Origin of the sequence: Anthropogastromicrobium aceti (genome assembly GCF_020687335.1) — a bacterium.
Lineage (GTDB): Bacteria > Bacillota > Clostridia > Lachnospirales > Lachnospiraceae > Anthropogastromicrobium > Anthropogastromicrobium aceti.
On the sequence record NZ_JAJEQN010000027.1, the window covers coordinates 34,563 to 54,192 of the forward strand.

The following is a 19,630-nucleotide window of genomic DNA, read 5'->3' on the forward strand; positions in this document are numbered from 1 at the left end:
TACAGCTCATATAACTCATACATTTTAAAAATAAAACGTGCACCCCATCTCTGAAGTACACGTTTTTGATTACTCAATCTCTACACTAACCTGCTTGTTTTCTCTTGATGCCGCGGCTTTTACCACAGAACGGATTGCTTTTGCGATCCTGCCCTGCTTACCGATAACTTTGCCCATATCACTAGGCGCTACCTTCAGCTCAAGCACAAGTCCCTTCTCGGTTTCCTTCTCAGTAACCACAACTTCATCTGGGTTGTCAACAAGCGACTTAGCGATAACTTCTAATAGTCCCTTCATACATCTCTCTCATTCTGCTGCGCCCGCAACATTTGATAAAAGGATTCGGCACTCTTAATTATTTCTCAATACCAGCAACCTTTAATAACTTTGCAACTGTATCTGTCGGCTGAGCACCGTTTGCAAGCCACTGCTTAGCAGCCTCTTCGTCAAACTTGATTACGCTTGGTTCCTTAGTTGGATCATAGTAACCGATCTCTGCGATGAATCTTCCGTCTCTTGGAGATCTCTGATCTGCAACTACTACTCTGTAGAAAGGAGCCTTCTTCTGTCCCATTCTCTTTAATCTAATCTTTACCATTGTAAAATTCCTCCAATTATTTAAAATTAATTATTTATTAAAAAGGCAGTTTAAATCTTCCTTTTTTTGCCTGCTTGCCCATCATGCCGGGCATCTGCTTCATGAGCTTGCGGCTCTGGTCAAACTGCTTTAACAGTCTATTGACCTCTACAACATCGACTCCTGCACCTTTTGCAATGCGGTTTTTTCTGGATGCATTGATGATATCTGGATTGGTTCGCTCCTTCATAGTCATGGAACGAATGATTGCCTGGATTTTTTCCATCTGCTTCTCACTCTCATCCATGTCCGGCATATTTTTTGCATTTAAATTCATGCCCATGCCCGGAAGCATCTCCATGATCTTGCTAAGACCACCCATACTTTTCATCTGTTCCATCTGATCCAGATAGTCGTTTAAATCAAAGGATGCTTTGCGAAGCTTCTGCTCCATCTCCTTTGCTTTCTCAGCATCGACCTGTGCCTCAACCTTTTCAATAAGGCTCATGACATCTCCCATGCCAAGGATACGTGATGCCATGCGATCTGGATAAAACTGTTCCAAATCGGAGAGCTTTTCGCCCATACCAATATAAAGAATCGGCTTTCCCGTCACCTGACGAATAGAAAGCGCTGCACCACCTCTGGTGTCGCCATCAAGCTTTGTCAGGATTACTCCGTCTACACCGATACGGTCATTGAAGGTAGTTGCCACGTTAACTGCTTCCTGTCCAGTCATCGCATCTACGACGAGCAACGTCTGCGTAACGCCAGCTGCCTCTTTCACATCTACAAGCTCCTGCATCATGGATTCATCAATCTGCAGACGGCCTGCGGTATCAAGGATGACCACGTTTTGTCCGTTATTCTTTGCATGTTCGATTGCTGCCTTTGCAATGTCAACCGGACTGTGATTTGTCCCCATCGAGAACACCTCAACACCCTGTTTTTCACCGTTAACTTCCAACTGCTTGATTGCCGCCGGACGATAAATATCACAAGCAACCAAAAGTGGCTGTCTGCCTTTCATCTTCAGCTTTCCTGCAATCTTTGCTGCGGTAGTTGTCTTACCAGCACCCTGAAGACCAATCATCATGATGACTGTCACCTGATTTCCAGGCATCAGTGCAATCTCTGTTGTCTCAGATCCCATCAGGGAAACAAGCTCTTCGTTTACAATCTTTATTACCATCTGTCCAGGATTTAAACCATTCATAACATCCTGTCCGATTGCGCGTTCTTGGACTGACTTTACGAAGTTTTTTACTACCTTGAAGTTAACGTCCGCCTCGAGGAGCGCGATCTTTACTTCCTTCAAAGCAGCCTTTACATCCGCTTCTGTCAGACGGCCCTTGCCGCGCAGATTTTTAAATACGTTCTGAAGCTTTTCAGATAAGCTCTCAAATGCCACTTTTGCAGCTCCTTTCTGCCTTTAACTTTACAGTTACAGCTCTTCGAGTATTGTCTGGCAAAGCCTGTCAATCTGTCCAAACAGCTTATCGTCTCTGCTCTTCTCATATGCTTTTGTAAGTTCTCTTAATTCGCTTACAGAAGATTTGAGTGTCACAAAGCGCTCTACCAGATGCAGTTTGTTTTCATAACCTTCCAGCAGCTTGTCACAGCGCCTTACCAGATCATGAACTCCCTGCCTGCTGATGCCGTGGATCTCTGCCACTTCACTCAGCGACAGATCCTGAAAAATAATGCTTTCGTAGATTTCCTGCTGATGCGGCGTAAGCAACTCACCATAGAAATCATACAGCATATTGCGTTCTACAATCTTTTCCATCAAACATCACCTTCGCTACTATACACGAAAAAAGAAGAGCTGTCAAGTGTTTTTTCTTGACAGCCCGAAAGTTTTTCTATATTTGTTTCTGTTCACGGGACTATATTTCTAAAGCCCTTCGGTGTAATGGTTTCGTCGACGGACCAAATTCCGCAGGTTCCTGTTATATTCTTTCTCATTATACATTATTTTGAAAGACCTGCTTCAAGTGTCCGTCTCGTGAAATCCATTCACCTTCGAGCTTGGCCGTGAATATTGGATTATCCGCAAACTATTTCTTATTCACAGGGCTAGGTTACGACCCATGAACCCTTAATCATATTTACTTTCTATATACAAGATTTCCCAGCATCAGATCCTTCTTCAGATTGCGAATGGTTGTCTCGTTGTCGATGTAGACAGGCTCGATTCCCATTGCTTCTGCCCAGTCGCCCATCTGCTCTGCTGTGAGGTCGTAGGTGAATGCTGTATGATGAGCACCGCCTGCTAAGATCCATGCCTCTGCTCCTGTAATAAGGTCTGGCTGTGGTGTCCAGAAGTTTGTTGCTACTGGAAGCTTTGGCATCGGCTTTTCTACCTTCTTGCAGTCAACTGTGTTGATTAACAAGCGGAAGCGATCTCCTAAGTCTACTAAGGAAGTTGCAATACCTGTTCCTTCCTTAGAAGTAAATACAAGACGCGCCGGATCTTCTCTGTCGCCCATGGACAGCGGCTGGCACTTGATGCTGATCGGACCGTCTGCGATAGATGGGCAGATCTCAAGCATATGAGCCTCTAAGATGCCTTCCTTGCCTGGAACAAGGTTGTAGGTGTAATCCTCAAGCATGGAGGTTCCCTTTGCATCCTTCATTCCAGAAGTCATGATCTTCATCAGGCGTACCATTGCGGCAACCTTCCAGTCACCCTCTGCACCAAAGCCATATCCTTTTTCCATAAGTCTTTGAATTGCAAGACCTGGCAGCTGCTTTAAAGCACCCAGATCACCAAAGTGAGTTACAATTGCCTGATAATTTTTTTCCTCAAGGAATCGCTCAAAACCAAGCTCAATCTGTGCCTGAACTGCTACATGCTTTCTAAATTCTGCCGGATCTCTTCCCTCCAGAAGAATATTGTACTTGCTATAATATTCATCCACCAGTGCATTTGTGTCTGATTCGGATACAGCAGCTACAGATTCTGCAATCTCGTTTACTGGATAAGCATCAATCTCCCAGCCAAACTTTAACTGAGCCTCTACCTTATCACCCTCTGTTACTGCAACATTTCTCATGTTATCAGCAACACGCATAACGCGGATATGACTGCTCTCTACAACACCAATTGCTGTGCGCATCCAGCTGCCGATCTTCTTTTGAAGCTTCTCGTCAGACCAGTGACCAACTACAACCTTACGCTCAATGCCCATACGTGTTACCATATGACCAAACTCTCTGTCACCATGTGCGGACTGGTTCTCGTTCATGAAATCCATATCGATTGTGTCATATGGAATTTCCATGTTAAACTGAGTATGAAGATGAAGCAATGGCTTTCTGTACTCCTGAAGACCAAGAATCCAAGACTTTGCCGGAGAGAATGTGTGCATCCAAACGATCACACCTGCGCACTCATCATCGATATTTGCCTCGTTAAAGGTACGACGAATCAGCTCGTTTGTAATCAGTGTTGGCTTCCAGACAACCTCAAATGGAAGATTTCCAGACTCATTTAACTTCTCTACAATAATCTTGGAATGCTCTGCTACCTTCTGTAAGCACTCGTCACCATACAGATCCTGAGATCCGGTGCAAAACCAAAACTTATAATTTTTTCCTGTTTTCATTTAAAAACCAGTCCTTTCTAGTAACGTATTCTGTCTTTTTACTAATTTTTAATTAATGCTTCTGATAATCAAAGATTGGACGTCCATTTTCGTCGTACTGCACCTTTAACAGATGAGCATGACGATTTGGATCATACAGCGGATCCTTTGTCTTGATGCCATCATATGTTCTTGCATGGTAGACCATGATATCATTGCCATCTTCATCAGTTGTAAAGCTGTTATGTCCTGGTCCATACAGACCCTTCTTTTGATCTGTTTTAAGTACTGGCATACGCTCCTTTGTCCAGGAAGCCGGATCAAGCAGATCTGCATTTTCATCAGCGCTTAAAAGACCAACACAATAGCAGGAGCCTGTTCCGCTGGCAGAAAATGTAAGCCAGATCTTTCCACCATGCTTTAACACTGCCGGTCCTTCATTTACCCAAAACAAAATGCGCTCCCAATCATAATCTGGCGTTGTAATCATCTCCATTACAGTTGCTAACTTATTTGGTGCTGCCATTTTTGCAATATAAAGATTGGAAATGTTAGATGCCTTCTGTGCCCAAACATAATAATAATCACCCTTGTGCTCAAAGATTGTTGCATCCAGTGAAAAATCTGTAAAGGAAAATGGATCATCATCACAGCCCTTCATAGAACCAAGCTCGCTCCACTCGCCTGTCATCGGATCACCATCGCACTCAAGTACATATGGACGAATCTTCCACACATCCTCTGCCTCACCTGCTGCAAAATAGATATACCATTTTCCATAGACAAAATGAAGCTCTGGCGCCCAGATATGGCAGCTCATAAGACCATGCTCATGCTTTACCCAAATCTGACGCTCCTTTGCATTCTTTAAACCATTTAAAGTCTTGCTACTTCGAAGTAGAATACGGTCATAAGCCGGGTAGGATGCAGTAAAATAATAGGTGCCATCGGCAGCCTTGCACACAAATGGATCAGCACGCTGCTCAATGAAAGGTTCATTATACTCGGTGATAGGTCCATTTTTTTCAAGTGACTGCCAGTTTGTTTTCTCATCCATTACTGATACCCCGCTTTGACTTATTTTACAGTTACAGTAAGATGAAGAACACTGCACTTTGGAAGTGTAAGCTTAAGTCCATCATCTGCCAGCTTAACATCATCGAATGATGTGCACTTTACCTGCTCTGGATTATCAAAGGTGTTATGTTCATGCATCTCACCAGTTAAGATCATACCCTCAACTGCTGCTGCCTTGCCACTGTCTAAGATTACATCAATTGGGTAATCCTCGCTTACAGACTCGTTTGTCAGTGTGATGTGCATCTTTCCATCCTTGCCCATTGATACAGACTCTGTCATGTTAGGTGCCTGATGACCCTCTGGTCCAACCATTGCTGTCTCAAGTGTACTGTCAAGAAGCTCAGCATCCTGATGAGCCTGATACAGATAAAATACAAACCAGGTTGGTGTCTTAATCATACGCTCACCATCTGTGAGAATTACAGACTGAAGTACATTAACCATCTGTGCGATATTTGCCATCTTAACGCGGTCACAATGTTTATTGAAGATATTTAAGTTAATTCCTGCAACAAGTGCATCACGCATTGTATTCTGCTGATATAAGAAGCCTGGGTTTGTGCCTGGCTCTACATCAAACCAGCAGCCCCACTCATCAACGATCATGCCGACTTTCTTTTCTGGGTCGTACTTATCCATGATTGCACCGTGACGTGTCACAAGCTCCTCCATGTAATATGTACGCTTCATTGTTTCATACCACTCGGTCTCAGTGAAGTCTGTTGCACTTCCCTTATTCTCCCATCCGCCTGGATGTGTATAATAATGAAGAGACAGACCATCCATTGCACCGTGAGCTTCTTTTGGCATGCGGCGATTTGTTGTCTCTAATACCTTCTCTGTCCACTCATAATCATCAACATTGGAACCGCAGGCAATCTTTGCAACTGGTGCTGCATTATTATAATTTCTCACATATGTCTGGTAACGGCGATACATCATACCATACTGCTCTGGCAGCATATTTCCGCCGCAGCCCCAGTTCTCGTTGCCGACACCAAAATAGTCAACCTTCCATGGCTTTTCATGACCGTTCTTTGCACGAAGGTCTGCCATTGGTGATACACCATCAAATGTCATATATTCAACCCATTCAGACATTTCCTGAACAGTACCGCTTCCTACATTTCCGTTGATGTAAGTCTTGCATCCAAGCTGGCGGCACAGTTCCATAAACTCGTGTGTACCAAAGCTGTTGTCCTCAACAACACCACCCCAGTGGGTATTAATCATTTTCTTTCTATTTTCCTTTGGTCCAATACCATCCTTCCAATGATATTCGTCTGCAAAGCAGCCGCCCGGCCAGCGAAGTACAGGAATATGAATCTCCTTAAGCGCTTCAACTACGTCATTTCTCATTCCGTTTGTGTTTGGAATCGGAGAATTTTCTCCTACGTAAAGACCCTCATAAATGCAGCGTCCAAGATGCTCAGAAAAATGTCCCTGAATTTCAGGATTGATATGTCCCTTAACAACGTCTGGACGGATATGTAATTTTGCCATAACAAGCCTCCCTTGTATTTCTATTTGTTATCTCAATTTTACAACTTGTACCCTCGTATTGACAAGTTGTTTCTTAAAGAAATACAAGTTTTTCACCGTAACCTATATTAGTGTCAACACTTCCTGATATCCTGCCATCTTTTCAATGCGCATACGCGCCACTGTACCAAGCAAACGGCTGTCTGTTATCCTATCTAGCTGTTTTAGTCGTGTATCGGAAATAGGTTCTTTTGACAGACATTTTAGTAATCTGGCGGTTCCATGAGTCCGGTAATTGACTTTTATCATGAAGGAGCTATGCACCGCATGGGCGTGGAGATTTCATTTACTATTATACTTCATTTTTTCAAATCTATGAAGACTGCTCTTTACTTGGAATGCAAATTATTCCTGTGCATACAGTCCTGCCTGCAAATGATACATTGCCGCATACTTTCCGTTTGCCTTCATAAGTTCTTCGTGCGTGCCTTCTTCTGCGATTTTTCCGTTTTCGATGTAGCAAATGCGATCTGCTTTTCTCGTGGAATAAAGGCGATGCGATATTAAAATAAGTGTGCGGTCTTTTCCTGCTGCAAACATGCGCTCATACATCTCGGCTTCTGCTATCGGATCTAAACTGTTTGCAGGTTCATCAAGAATTAGTACACCCGCATCCTCGTATAAGGCACGCGCAATCGCAAGCTTCTGGCTCTCGCCGCCGGAAAGCTCGATTCCTTCCTCATCAAACTCTTTTCCGAGTACACTATCCATTCCCTTTGGAAGATGACTCACTCGCTCCCAAAGACCGCTCTCCTCAAGCACCTTTTGAACACGTCTGCGGTCGGTATCATTTTGTACTTCTCTTAACAGGATATTTTCTGCGATTGTGAAGGAATAATGTACTGGCTTTTGCATGACGGTGGCGATGCTGCCCCGAAGTGATTTTCCGTCAAATGTTTCAATTGGCATTTTGTCAATTAAAATGCTTCCGGCTGTCTGGCGATATAAGCCCTCGATCAGCTTGATTAATGTCGTCTTTCCAGCTCCGTTTTCACCCACTAATGCAATCTTCTCGCCACTTTTAATATGCAGGCTGATTCCATCGGTTACCTCGCGTGCAACGTTTGCACTGTAATGGAAATGGACATCCTGCAATGTGATTTCATGCATACCTGGTGCAACAGACACAGTTCCTTTTGCTTCTTGTGTCTTGTTTAAAAAATCCTGTAATTTTTCGATGTAAAGTGCATGTTTTTTCATCTCACTCAACTCATTGCTGACCCAGCCCACAGAACCGCTCATCGTCGAGCATGCAAACATAACACTTGTAAAAGCCGATGCACTGACTGTACCCGCTGCGATGTCTCGTGCCATAAGAAGTGCGCTGAGTCCAAAATTCAGCGTAAAAATTTGCAGAATATTCAAATCGTTCCAGTGCGCGATGGTAGGCTGGTGACTGCGAAGCACCTGCTTGATATCACTGACACTCTCATCATATTTCTGGAGTAAAAATGAATTGGCATTGGTCAGACGAGTCATCTCATTATATTCCGGAACATAGAAGATGCGCTTAATATAATCACGCTTTCGCTCATGACGAATCAGTTCTTCACGCTTTTGTACTTCCTTCTGTGCGATTTTATTTCCTGCAACTGCACCAATGACTGCTGACAGCGCTGCAATCAAAATAAAACGAATGTCAATAGTAAGAACAAAGATCATTGTGACGGCGATATTGCAGATTCCAGTTAATAAATTTTCGGTGCTCTGAAGAAAACTTCCACTTCTGCTTCCGATTTCCTCCAGCACAATCTTGTACTGGTCATACATCTCTGTATGGTCAAGCCGTTCAAGCGATAGTGCTTCTGCCTGACGAAACATTTCTGCGCCAAGCTGCTTTTTGATGGTATTATTTTGAATTTCTTTGTCAAGCCAATCAATTTTACATTCAATTAACGCAAGTAAACTGGACACAATACGCTCCGCTGCAACAAAACCCGCCAGATACCAGAAGGAATGATACGTCACGATGCAGTCCAACGCCACCTTAATTGTGATTACACTAAGCAGTGTTTTGATTGCACGAATAAGAATCAGCGCCGCCATACTGCCAAAGCGTTTTTTGTCATACTGATAAAGCTTTTTCAAAAACCATAAATTCATCTTCATCGTCTTTTTCATTGTGCCGCCCCCTTTGCATATAAGCTGACCTGCAGATGATACATTGCCGCATACTTTCCGTTTGCTTTCATAAGTTCTTCGTGCGTGCCTTCTTCTGCAATTTTTCCGTTTTCGATGTAGCAGATGCGATCCGCTTTTCTCGTAGAATAAAGGCGATGCGAGATTAAAATAAGTGTGCGGTCTTTTCCTGCTGCAAACATGCGCTCATACATCTCGGCTTCTGCTATCGGATCTAAGCTATTTGCAGGTTCATCAAGAATTAACACACCTGCATTTTCATACAATGCTCGTGCAATGGCTAGCTTTTGGCTTTCTCCTCCCGAAAGCTCAATTCCATCCTCGTCAAATTCCTTTCCTAGCACACTGTCCATTCCTTTTGGAAACTTTGACACTCGATCCCATAGTCCACTCTCTTCGAGCACCTGCTGAACCTGCTCTCGATCTGCATCACTTTGGATTTCTCTCATTAAGATATTTTCTGCAATTGTGAATGAATAGTGGACTGGTTTTTGCATGACAGTAGCAATGTTACATCGTAGCGACTGTTTATCTAGCTGCTCAATTGGCGTACCATCAATCAATATTTCACCCTCTGTCGGATGATACAGACCTTCAATCAACTTAACTAATGTCGTCTTTCCAGCTCCGTTTTCACCCACGAATGCAATCTTCTCGCCTTTTTTGATATGCAGGCTGATTCCATCGGTTACTTCTCGCACAGTGTTTGCGCTGTAGTGAAAATGAACATCCTGCAACGTAATTTCATGCATGCCAAATGCAAGTGTATGCTCGCCTGTAGTTTCTTTTTGTACGGATAAAAATGTTCGAAGATTTTCGATATAAAGAGACTGTTCCCGAATTCCTGGAATGATACACCAGATGCCAAATAAACTACTGCTCAAGTTTGACACACCGATCACGCCCGTTGAAAACTCACCTATTGTTGTAATTCCCTGAAAAACCTGCCAACCTAACACAAGCATCGGAATTCCATAATTAATTAAAGAAAACAAATTTGCACCCGATGCCGATATCAAAACAATTTTTGGCATCTGCGCTTTTGTTTGGCTACTCACCTCGTCCACGGCATCATGGTAACGCTTCTGCAAAAGTGCATTATCATGAAGGCGAATCTCCTCACGATATTCTGGTTGATAAAATAATCTTGTGATGTACTCTACCATACGGTTTGGCTTCACACAGGACATGTTGTACTGATATCTCATTTTCACGATCTTCAAATTTACCAGTGCAGATGTGCAGACTGGAATGATGGCAAGCAGCACTAAAATCCAGTTCATTGATGCGATAACCGCAATGATTCCAAATATGGAAAATAAATTTCCAAACACTGCCTGAATGGTGTTTAACACAGCTTCCGTTCTCATATCTGATTCATCGAGTGCCTTTTTATATGCATCGTAGAACTTCGGATCTTGCACCGTATCCGCCGACAATGACTGATACTGCTCATAAATTTCCTTTGATAGTGATTGCTTAATCGTCTCATTCCAAACTGGGTATTTTACCTGCGTCAGATAGTTGTTTACTACGCTATGAATGACATGTACTGCCAGATAGATGCCTACCACAATCGCCATTTGCTTTAATACTTCCTCCTGATACAGCGCCTGCACCGCATATTTATAAAACAAAATGATGTTCACAGCATTCACGGCATCTAACAGCGTCACTAGCAGCATGGCCGGCAATCGCTGCGGACACGCCTTTGCGCTCTTTTGTAAAAGCCAAATACAATTTTTCATTCGCTCACGCCCTTTCATACGACTACTTTTTTTAATTTGTAGTCGTTTTTCTTTATAAAAAATATGGTATTTGATTTCATTTTCTCTTGTTTTCAAATACCATATTTTCATGTTCATCTATTCTATTTTCTTCTCGCCTTTTTTGCCTTCTTGGCCCATTAACCCTTAACGGCTCCGATCATGACACCCTTTTCAAAATACTTCTGTACGAACGGATATACACATAAGATCGGGACTGTGGATACTATGATAACCGCGTATTTAACCTGATCAGCTGAAGACTGACCATAACCACCCTGTACACCACCGTTTCCATTTGCATATGACTCATTCAGAAGAAGAATTTGACGCAGAACTGTCTGTAATGGCTGAATCTTTGCAACATTATTGGTATACATCAATGCAGTAAAATAATCATTCCAATGATAAACTGCATAGTAAAGAACTTCTACTGAAATAATTGCCTTAGAAAGTGGAAGGACAACCTTTCCTAAGAATGTAAAGTGACTGCAGCCATCTAGCTGTGCTGCCTCATACAAATCGTTTGGTATTGTATTCTGAATAAAGGTTCTTGCAATAATCAAGTTATAGGTATTGACAAGTACCATCAGAATCATAATCCATCTGTTTCCAATAAAACCAATGCTCTTGATCGTCATGTACAACGGAACAAGACCACCAGAGAAATACATCGTAAAAACGAAATACATCATGACCGCATTACGAGCCTTAAAGTCCGGTCTGGACAGCGCATACGCTGCTGGAAGTGTTACCACCAGATTCAGAACGGTTCCGACTATTACATAAATCAATGTATTCAGATAGCCAGTCCAGATACGGGAATCTTCCCAAATCTGCTGATAACCGTAAAAACGAATATCTACTGGCCACAAAATAACCTTTCCCTGATTAACCATGTTTGAATTACTGATTGACGCAATCACGATAAACCAAAGTGGATAGGCAATTACAATAAATGTCGTAATACTTAAAATAATTACTGCTGCATTGAAAATTCGGTCCGAAGCATGACGCTCACGAATCTCTTTTCCTTTTTTTGCTGCCATACTCACACCTCCTTACATCAGACCTGTACCGGTCAGTTTCTTACCCAGCCAGTTTGTCAACATTAAGAATGCAAAGTTGATTACATTTGTGAACAATCCTACTGCTGAACCAAACGAGAACTGAGATGATTTAATACCAACCGTATATACATATGTTGAAATAACCTCTGAGGTCTTTTTATTTAGTGTGTTCTGCATCAGATAAATCTTATCAAAGCCGACATTTAAAATACCACCCATGTTCATGATAAGCAAAATAACAATTGTTGGAATAAGTGCCGGGAAGTCGATGTGTACGATTATCTGCCAACGGTTTGCTCCATCTATCTTACATGCATCATACAGCTGTGTATCAACAGAAGAAAGAGCTGCTATGTAAATGATACTGTTCCATCCCATGCTCTGCCAGACACCGGAGAATACATATACCCATACAAAGTAATCATTACTGAACAAATTAGCTTTTTTGGGAATCAGGTGAATTGCCTTCATTGCTTCACTGATTACGCCACCCTTGCTTGCTAACATAATATTTAAGATAGAAACCATAACAACCGTTGAAATAAAGTATGGAATATAAACCGTTGTCTGAACAATTCTCTTCCATTTCTGCTGACGAATTTGGTTTATAATCATTGCAAGCACAATCGGAGCTGGAAATCCTAAAACAATACTGAGTGCTGCCGTTACAAATGTGTTGCGCAGTGTTGTTCCGAACATTGCACTATCAAAAAACTGTTTAAAATATTTAAATCCAACCCACTTTCCACCGTAAATACCAGACTTGAAATCGTACTCACGAAATGCCAGCTGTACACCGTACATAGGAACATAGCAGAAAATAAATATATAAATAATTGCCGGAAGCAGCATGACCCACAGCTGCCAATCATGGGCTAAATACCAGCCAATACTTTTTTTCTTTCCGGTTGCCACTTTTTTCCTTGCCATGATGTTCCTCCCTTCCATTGTTCTGAACCAATTTGTTTTTTTAAAAGAGGCGGTGCGGATTGCTCCGCCCCCGCCCTTTTTACCATCTGATTTTATTGCTTATTTTTTCAATCAAGCCTTCAATTATTGAGCCTTCCAAGAATCATAAGATGCCTGACGAATAGCAAGGATATCCTGCAGACCTGCTGCATTTACTTCCTCTACATAAGAATCCCAATCATCTTCAATATTAGACTCACCAGTCAGCCACAGACCCCAGTAAGCTTCAGTAACGTTGCTAACATTTGCCTGTGTAACTGCCATGTTGTTCTGATCTTCAGATGTGTACTTCATCAGCATCTGCGGATAGTATTCCTTATCCATGTCGATTCTTGCAATAGCTTCCTTATACTGCTCTCTTTCTTCCAGTGCATAAGTCATATCCTGTGCCATATCGATGGTAGTTGATCTTCTGATGTACATCGGGCCATTATCAGCCATGCTGCTGGTCCACTTCCATGTACCTGAGTCGGTATCTGGATCAAGCGGATCAAGAACCTTATAGGAATTGTCGCCAGTCTTCTCAAGACAACCATCACTGATACCACCAAACAGAACCTCTACAGAAACTTCTGAATCATAAAACTCGTTCATGAACTTCATTGCTGCTTCTGGATTTGCGCAGTTTGCACTCATACAGATACGATTAGAGCTCATATTCAGACCAGAGTAATCATAAGTCCAACGTGGTTCGTCTGTTCCAAGATCATCCACATCGTCTGCGAACGGTCCGCATGGAACATACTGATCATGTAAGGTCGGTCCAAACTTATCAGTTTCTTCCCATCCTAATACAACACCAACAAGTGCATCACCATTCTCATCACCTCTTGACAGAGACTGGAACATGGAGTAGTCATTTGTGATTGCATTCTCATTGATCAGACCTTCGGAATACAGATCAGCCAGATAAGAAATTAATGCCTTATATCTCTCATCTACTGCGTAGTTTTTAACCTGTCCATCTTCTACAAAGTAACCATCAGTACCCCAGTTGGTTAACTGAATGCCATAGGAACCGATCAAGTTTGTAAGAGAGTAAGCGGCGCCGAACCAGTCGTTGAAGTCCATCGGAATCTCATCAGAAGCATCACCGTTGCCGTTTGCATCGTTGTCACGGAATGCAACTAAAACGTCCTTTAACTCGCCGAGAGTAGTCGGAACCTCAAGTCCTAAGTTGTCCAGCCAAGTCTTGTTAATGAACATAACACCATTACAATCCGGCCACTTGCCCTGGAACTTAGGCAGTGCATAAATCTCACCCTCATAGGTCTTTGCAAGTGCAAGTGTATCAGGCTCTTCCTCGAACATTGCCTGTACGTTTGGTGCATACTGATCAATCAAATCAGTCAGTTCCATGAACAGACCCTCATAAGTTGCATAATCTGAATCATCTGTTGCATTGATCAGGATATCCGGAATATCTCCAGATGCAAATCTGGTAGACTTTGTCTGATCCCAATCGGTGTAGATCTGCTCCCACTCGACCTCAACACCTGCCTTCTCCTCAATCTCCTGCAGCCACTGCATATCGTTTAAACTCTTGGTAAGCGAATGTGAGATAAACAGACCAGTCAGCTTAACTGGCTCCTCTGCGGAATCTGCAAATGCAGTACATGTCGGCAGTGCCATTGCTCCTGCCATTGCCATTGCCATCAGTTTTCTTGTTTTCATAAACAATTCCCACCTTTCTTTTTGATCACTTTCTTGGTAAAAGTATCTTTTTACAAGTTTTTTTTGCCAAACAGCATATGTATATAATATACATATTTTCGAGTTGCTCAGCTCTTTGTGTTGGCTATATTGTAAACGATTTGCCACCCAAAAGTAAATATCACTTTCCTAGATTTGGTGTCATTTTCACACTTTTTTTATTTGTTAATCATGATTTTTTTATAGTTTTCGGTGTTACTTTTCTCTTTTTGCTGATTGAACTGTGCATAAATTTTCTTTTTGCAGAAAAAAATATCGGACTAGCTATGCTTTTTGCACAACCAGCCCGATATGAAATTATCTTCAATCGTTACTATTATTTTGTAAATCGACTGTACATGTAATACCACTGCATCTGTGGAATCTCGTAATATGGATAAAATTCTCTTGTCAAATGCTCATACGGCTTTACATGACCTGGCTTTGTTCGAAATGCAAACGAATAACCATCCTTTTGAATTGGCTCGATCCACTCCTCTGGGTTCTCACGATCCCCGTCAAAAAGAGTCATCTTGTTGCAGGCAAGAACAATCGGTCCATACACAAGTGCTGCTACCTCTGGCGCATATGAGTCCACAGATTCAAAGCGAAGCACAAACTCAAATGAAATTGTAATCTCGTCGCCCTCTTTCCACTCGCGCTCTAATGTCAGCCAAGTGTCAGGAAGGATACTGGTATTCACTTTTTCTTTGTTTATGCAGACAGTATTGCTTCCGGTTGCCCAAGACGGCACACGAAAATGAAGTGCTGTTGTAACCGGTGTCTCTGCGTGAACAACAAATCGAAGCTCTTTTTCCTTTGGATAAAAACTTGTATTTTCTAGGCGTACCTGCTTATCTCCAATAGAGAAAGTTACATCTGACGGCAGATACTGGCTGACAAACAGTCCCTTTTCTGAATAATAATATAAAAGATTTGCATACTCAGCCACATCCTGAGGAAATGTTCCAGTACAGCACTGCCACTCAAAAGAAGCGCCATTATCCTGAAGACGTCCATCTTCTGTTGACTTCAAACCACCGTTGATGAAATAGTCAGCATAATACATGACCTTTCCATCCTGTGTGATCGAAGGCTGACCACCGCATCCATTATATAGAAGCTTCTCTGCCCAGCCGCCATAGCGTGCCTCACCTGTCAGCTCCATCAGATAACGTGTCAGCTTAAATACCGCCCAACTGCAGCAGGACACCTCACAGCTGCCCCATCGATCATCTCTCTGGCGAATTGAATTGCCAAAGTCACGATAGTGAATATGACGCTTATCTGCATCCCAGCTAGCCTTGATGGAATCACCCAGATACCCTTCCTCATCAGCAAACAGACACTCTGCCGGACCATAACCGCCAGTTGCGAAGGTGTGGTGATCCAAAATCTCTTTATAGGCAATCTCGATTGCACGCAGATACTCCTCGTTCTTTGTCGTCTCGTAAGCCATCGCTGCACTTGAAAGACTGTTGACATGACTGTAGGCGTGTCTTGGACCTATCTTAAAATCTCCAGCAAGAAGCTTATCCCAAAAATAGTCGTAATCCCACACCTTTGCAAAATCAAGATAGAGCTGTTCGCCTGTAAGTTGATATGCGCGGTAAATCTGTTCTGGAAGCGTATACCACTCAATCATATCGCCGCTCATGATCTGCAAACCATCACGGCAAACTTCCTTGTCAAGTCTTGCATCTGCGCTCTTCGTCAGCGCACGCACATATTCTTTCGCCGGTTCATAGCCAAGATACTCATACAGATCAAGAAAGCCGCCCATCAATTTATCGTAATTATATGTACCATTGCAATCAGCAACACTGTCAGATGCTGCCAGACATTCACCCCAGCCGTCTGCCAGTCGAATCGCCTTTTCCTTTAAACGGATATCTCCTGTCACTAGATACAGCTTGGCAAACGCTCCTAACTTCTGTCCAAATGTAGATGCTCCGCTTCCATACCAACCAACAAGACCATGTCCTTTATTTGGAAGATTTGCCAGCTTGCGAAATGGGTGAAGCAGGTCATCATCCTCGATTTTTAGATAAGTCTCAATCAGCTCATCTCTCTGTTTCTTCCAATGACCTTCCTTTAAGGCGACATTTTGATAGTAAAAATTTTGAAGTTTACTCACGTTTCTCTCTCCTTTTCTTGTATTAATATCTAATTATTCAGCGTTTTTCTTTTTTCAATAGTATAATATTGACAGTAAAAAAATGGAATATCGAAAAGATAGAAAGTGTGTCAAAAGGTTATCCTTTTCTTTTAAATTTTATTGTGATATACTCAAGTTATGTGTGTTTATTATTGCAGAAAGGAAACGGAACGACCATGAAAAATTCATTGATACAGATCCCTTTAAATGCCCCCCCTAGACTATCATATGAGCGGTAAATTTGAAGCTCCATCTGATATCTGGATGCATGAAGATTTTGATCTGACTGATTTTGAACTGATTTTAATGACTGATGACGTCTTATATTTGGAATACAACCATATCCCATTTACGGTTCATCCAGGCGAATATCTGCTTCTCCCACCACTTGCTGCACCAGATAACAGGCGCAAAGGTCTAAAGGCTTCTAATTGTTCATTTTATTGGATTCATTTTTCATCCTGTGTGCCACATACGTTGCTGTCATCAGACGAAATAATTAAAATGGTTGAAAAATCAAATGACACAAACACAACTGACAGCTTAGGCACTGACACAAATTCAATTTGCATTCCTGTTCAGGGAACTGCTCCAAATCCTGCAAAGTTGATTGCCTTGATGAAACAGCTGCAAAGCAATGTACGTGATGGTCACTGTCATCTTGCCTTGAATTATGAGACAACATCACTTGTATGTGAGCTATATTCTCAGCTGACAAAAGAAGAAACAGATACAAATAAGCTTGCGCAGAAGCAAATCTACTCCGATATGCTTGACTACATAAAACTAAACCGCGCCAACAACCTACGTGTTTCAGATATTGCGCTCCATTTTGGCTACAATGAGAAATATTTATCACACCTTTTCCGTAAGCTTTCTGGTGTGCCGTTAAAGCAATTTATCTTAAAATCAAAGATGGATGAGGCAAATTATCTTTTGACCGATACCAATTTGAGCATCGGTGAGATTGCCGTAAAGCTTGGTTACACCGATGCCCATAATTTTGCCCGCACCTATAAGAAATGTACCGGATTGTCACCGTCCGCATACCGGGAATCCTATGCGAAGCGGTTGTTGTACCATGTTTGATAAATATATGATACTAGTTGCTTTACAAACATTTTCTTTAACGCTGACCTTTTGTTGATTATGTATAATACTGCGCCTGTGCCTGCCAAAGCTGATCGTACACCGTACCTTTTTGCTGTACCAACTCGTCATGATGACCTTCCTGGATAATATGTCCATCATCGAACACGAGAATGCGGTCACTAAAGCGACAGGCAGAAAGGCGATGTGAGATATAGACCGCACTGGTTGATCCGGTGATCTTTCGGCATTTCTTAAAAACCTCTGACTCTGCCACAGTCGGCTCATCCAAAAGAAGAATCGGTGCATTCTTATATAATGCTCGCGCCAATAACAACTTCTGTGACTGACCACCTGACAGATTCACAGCGCCCTCTTCTAGCTCCTGTACCAGCTTTGTGTTCTCCTTTTCCTTAAGGGAAGACACCCACTCATCCAGATCAGCCTGCTCCAAGCACTGGGCAAAGCAAGCTTCATCGACCTGTCCATCCCAGACAATATTGTCCTTTATCGAAACTGGAAAGATATGCAGATCCTGAAAAACAGTGGAGAATAGTTTATAGCATTCCGTTCGCTCCATTGATGTGATATCGACACCATTAATCCGAATATAACCGCTAGTTGGGCGAATTAATCCACACAAAAGTTTAATCAGTGTACTCTTTCCTGCGCCGTTCATACCAACTAGCCCAATCTTCTCTCCCGCTTTTATCTTGAAGGACAATTCTTTTAAGGTATCTTTTTCATTATTTGGATAGCGATAGCTGATACGATCAAACTCGACCTCACACGGATCACCCTTCTTTAAGACATCCGCTGCACCCATCCACCAGATGGTATCGACTGTCCCTGTTCCTCTTCACGACTGTCCGTATCAAGGAAGGTTCGAACACATGAAAGATCACCGTTCACCTTCCAGACGCGCTGCAAAAGTCCTGTCACCTGACGCACCCACGCGGTGAATCCAGTCGCTGCACCAATATACAGCACACACTCCGCGATAGTGATTTTCCCTTGCATGGCAAATGCAGTAAGGCACAGATACACAACAGCATCGGCTGCAAATGACAGCACAGTTCCAATCGAGTCTGAAATAAAATTCCACTTTGCGATATGACCATACTCACGATTCAGTTTTTTGTTATAAATATTGTAATAGTGATTAACCCACGGATGCATCTGATAGAGGCATACATCCTTGCCCTTTGCGGCATCCGACATCTCACTTGATAACCCTAGCAAACGACTTACGTTCTCACCAAAATAATCGTTGCGCTTCTGTCGTATCTTTTCGCCAAAGCCTGATGTCAGAAAGCTCACGACCGTCGCCGCGATCAAAAGAAGGATTACCCAAAATGGAAGCTTTGACAACACCGCAAGATACACGACCACACCTGCCACTGCGGAAAAGAAAGCAACCGTATTCTCACCTGCGTTAACCAAAAATCCTGTGTTAGACCAGATACGCTGCGATGCCTGGCTCAGGCTTTGCATTACCTTTTTGTCACCAAGCATGTCATAGCTGCAATCCATCAGATGGTCATTCAGCATATCCGTCAGCTTCATGCGCACATACGCCGACTCCGCACTCACGATTCCTTTGCCATACTGATTCACTAACGACAACACGACTAACAGTCCTCCGAGAATAGCTGCCTGTGTAAACAAATGTGTCCTATTTACACTTTCCTCAATTGCCCGCACGATCAAATTCGGAAACCAAATTCCAATATACGGAATGATGACCTCGAGCGGAATGCGCAACAGCACAAACACAAAGGAAGCTTTGGATGCCTGACGCATCACAGATGCCAAAAAGCTAATATTATCTGTTAATTTATATTTTTTCATGCCAACTTGTCCCCTCTTTAAATTTGTAGTACTGACTTAACCCAGCGGCAAGCCACTGGGGTTCCATTGACGGAGTTCTAGTGTCTGCGTACATCGCAAGGACTTTG

17 protein-coding genes are annotated in these 19,630 nt (G+C 42.6%); 1 reads left to right on the forward strand and 16 read right to left on the reverse strand.

Annotated elements, in window-relative coordinates:
- Positions 1–69: 69 nt before the first annotated feature.
- The 14 genes from LKD48_RS10805 to LKD48_RS10870 form a co-directional block, all read right to left on the reverse strand.
- Positions 70–297: a KH domain-containing protein gene (locus tag LKD48_RS10805; protein ID WP_066563466.1), complete on the reverse strand. Its 228-nt coding sequence runs from the start codon at positions 295–297 to the stop codon at positions 70–72.
- 58 nt (positions 298–355) lie between these two features.
- Positions 356–598, reverse strand: coding sequence for a 30S ribosomal protein S16 (rpsP, locus tag LKD48_RS10810; RefSeq protein WP_066563464.1), 243 nt, complete (start codon positions 596–598; stop codon positions 356–358).
- Between the two features lie 37 nt (positions 599–635).
- A complete protein-coding gene (ffh, locus tag LKD48_RS10815) occupies positions 636–1,988 on the reverse strand; it encodes a signal recognition particle protein (protein WP_227101298.1) in 1,353 nt (450 codons plus the stop codon).
- Positions 1,989–2,021: 33 nt separating this feature from the next.
- Positions 2,022–2,366 carry a YlxM family DNA-binding protein gene (gene ylxM / locus LKD48_RS10820; RefSeq protein WP_118614399.1) on the reverse strand — a complete coding sequence of 115 codons (345 nt, stop codon included), beginning with the start codon at positions 2,364–2,366 and terminating at the stop codon, positions 2,022–2,024.
- Between the two features lie 322 nt (positions 2,367–2,688).
- Positions 2,689–4,188, reverse strand: coding sequence for an L-arabinose isomerase (araA, locus tag LKD48_RS10825; RefSeq protein WP_066563457.1), 1,500 nt, complete (start codon positions 4,186–4,188; stop codon positions 2,689–2,691).
- Between the two features lie 52 nt (positions 4,189–4,240).
- Positions 4,241–5,224 carry a family 43 glycosylhydrolase gene (locus LKD48_RS10830; RefSeq protein ID WP_308732031.1) on the reverse strand — a complete coding sequence of 328 codons (984 nt, stop codon included), beginning with the start codon at positions 5,222–5,224 and terminating at the stop codon, positions 4,241–4,243.
- Positions 5,225–5,244: 20 nt separating this feature from the next.
- Positions 5,245–6,750: an alpha-N-arabinofuranosidase gene (locus LKD48_RS10835; protein WP_227101295.1), complete on the reverse strand. Its 1,506-nt coding sequence runs from the start codon at positions 6,748–6,750 to the stop codon at positions 5,245–5,247.
- Between the two features lie 102 nt (positions 6,751–6,852).
- Entirely contained in the window at positions 6,853–7,038 is a 186-nt protein-coding gene (locus tag LKD48_RS10840) for a hypothetical protein (RefSeq protein ID WP_308732032.1), read from the reverse strand.
- Positions 7,039–7,134: 96 nt separating this feature from the next.
- The gene (locus LKD48_RS10845) at positions 7,135–8,910 is read right to left on the reverse strand and encodes an ABC transporter ATP-binding protein (protein WP_308732033.1); all 1,776 of its coding nucleotides are present in this window, start codon (positions 8,908–8,910) and stop codon (positions 7,135–7,137) included.
- On the reverse strand, positions 8,907–10,676 hold the full coding sequence (locus tag LKD48_RS10850; RefSeq protein WP_308732034.1) for an ABC transporter ATP-binding protein: 1,770 nt from the start codon (positions 10,674–10,676) through the stop codon (positions 8,907–8,909). Before LKD48_RS10850 ends, LKD48_RS10845 begins: the two co-directional genes overlap by 4 nt.
- 158 nt (positions 10,677–10,834) lie before the next feature.
- Positions 10,835–11,743 carry a carbohydrate ABC transporter permease gene (locus tag LKD48_RS10855; protein ID WP_262537040.1) on the reverse strand — a complete coding sequence of 303 codons (909 nt, stop codon included), beginning with the start codon at positions 11,741–11,743 and terminating at the stop codon, positions 10,835–10,837.
- Positions 11,744–11,755: 12 nt separating this feature from the next.
- Positions 11,756–12,694, reverse strand: coding sequence for an ABC transporter permease (locus LKD48_RS10860; RefSeq protein ID WP_262537039.1), 939 nt, complete (start codon positions 12,692–12,694; stop codon positions 11,756–11,758).
- A 123-nt stretch (positions 12,695–12,817) separates the two neighbouring features.
- Positions 12,818–14,407 (reverse strand): extracellular solute-binding protein, encoded by a 1,590-nt coding sequence (locus LKD48_RS10865; protein WP_308732035.1) that lies wholly within the window; start codon positions 14,405–14,407, stop codon positions 12,818–12,820.
- Positions 14,408–14,762: 355 nt separating this feature from the next.
- Entirely contained in the window at positions 14,763–16,562 is a 1,800-nt protein-coding gene (locus tag LKD48_RS10870) for a beta-L-arabinofuranosidase domain-containing protein (RefSeq protein WP_308732036.1), read from the reverse strand.
- Positions 16,563–16,811: 249 nt separating this feature from the next.
- Here LKD48_RS10870 and LKD48_RS10875 point away from each other — a divergent pair, with 249 nt between their 5' ends.
- Complete coding sequence (locus LKD48_RS10875; protein ID WP_308732037.1) at positions 16,812–17,672, forward strand: helix-turn-helix transcriptional regulator; 861 nt, start codon at positions 16,812–16,814, stop codon at positions 17,670–17,672.
- A gap of 58 nt (positions 17,673–17,730) precedes the next feature.
- Here LKD48_RS10875 and LKD48_RS10880 read toward each other — a convergent pair whose 3' ends face one another.
- Together LKD48_RS10880 and LKD48_RS10885 are read right to left on the reverse strand one after the other, a co-directional pair.
- Positions 17,731–18,498, reverse strand: coding sequence for an ATP-binding cassette domain-containing protein (locus LKD48_RS10880; protein WP_308732038.1), 768 nt, complete (start codon positions 18,496–18,498; stop codon positions 17,731–17,733).
- A complete protein-coding gene (locus LKD48_RS10885) occupies positions 18,477–19,523 on the reverse strand; it encodes a hypothetical protein (RefSeq protein WP_308732039.1) in 1,047 nt (348 codons plus the stop codon). The genes LKD48_RS10880 and LKD48_RS10885 overlap by 22 nt, the downstream gene beginning before the upstream one ends.
- Between the last annotated feature and the right edge of the window lie 107 nt (positions 19,524–19,630).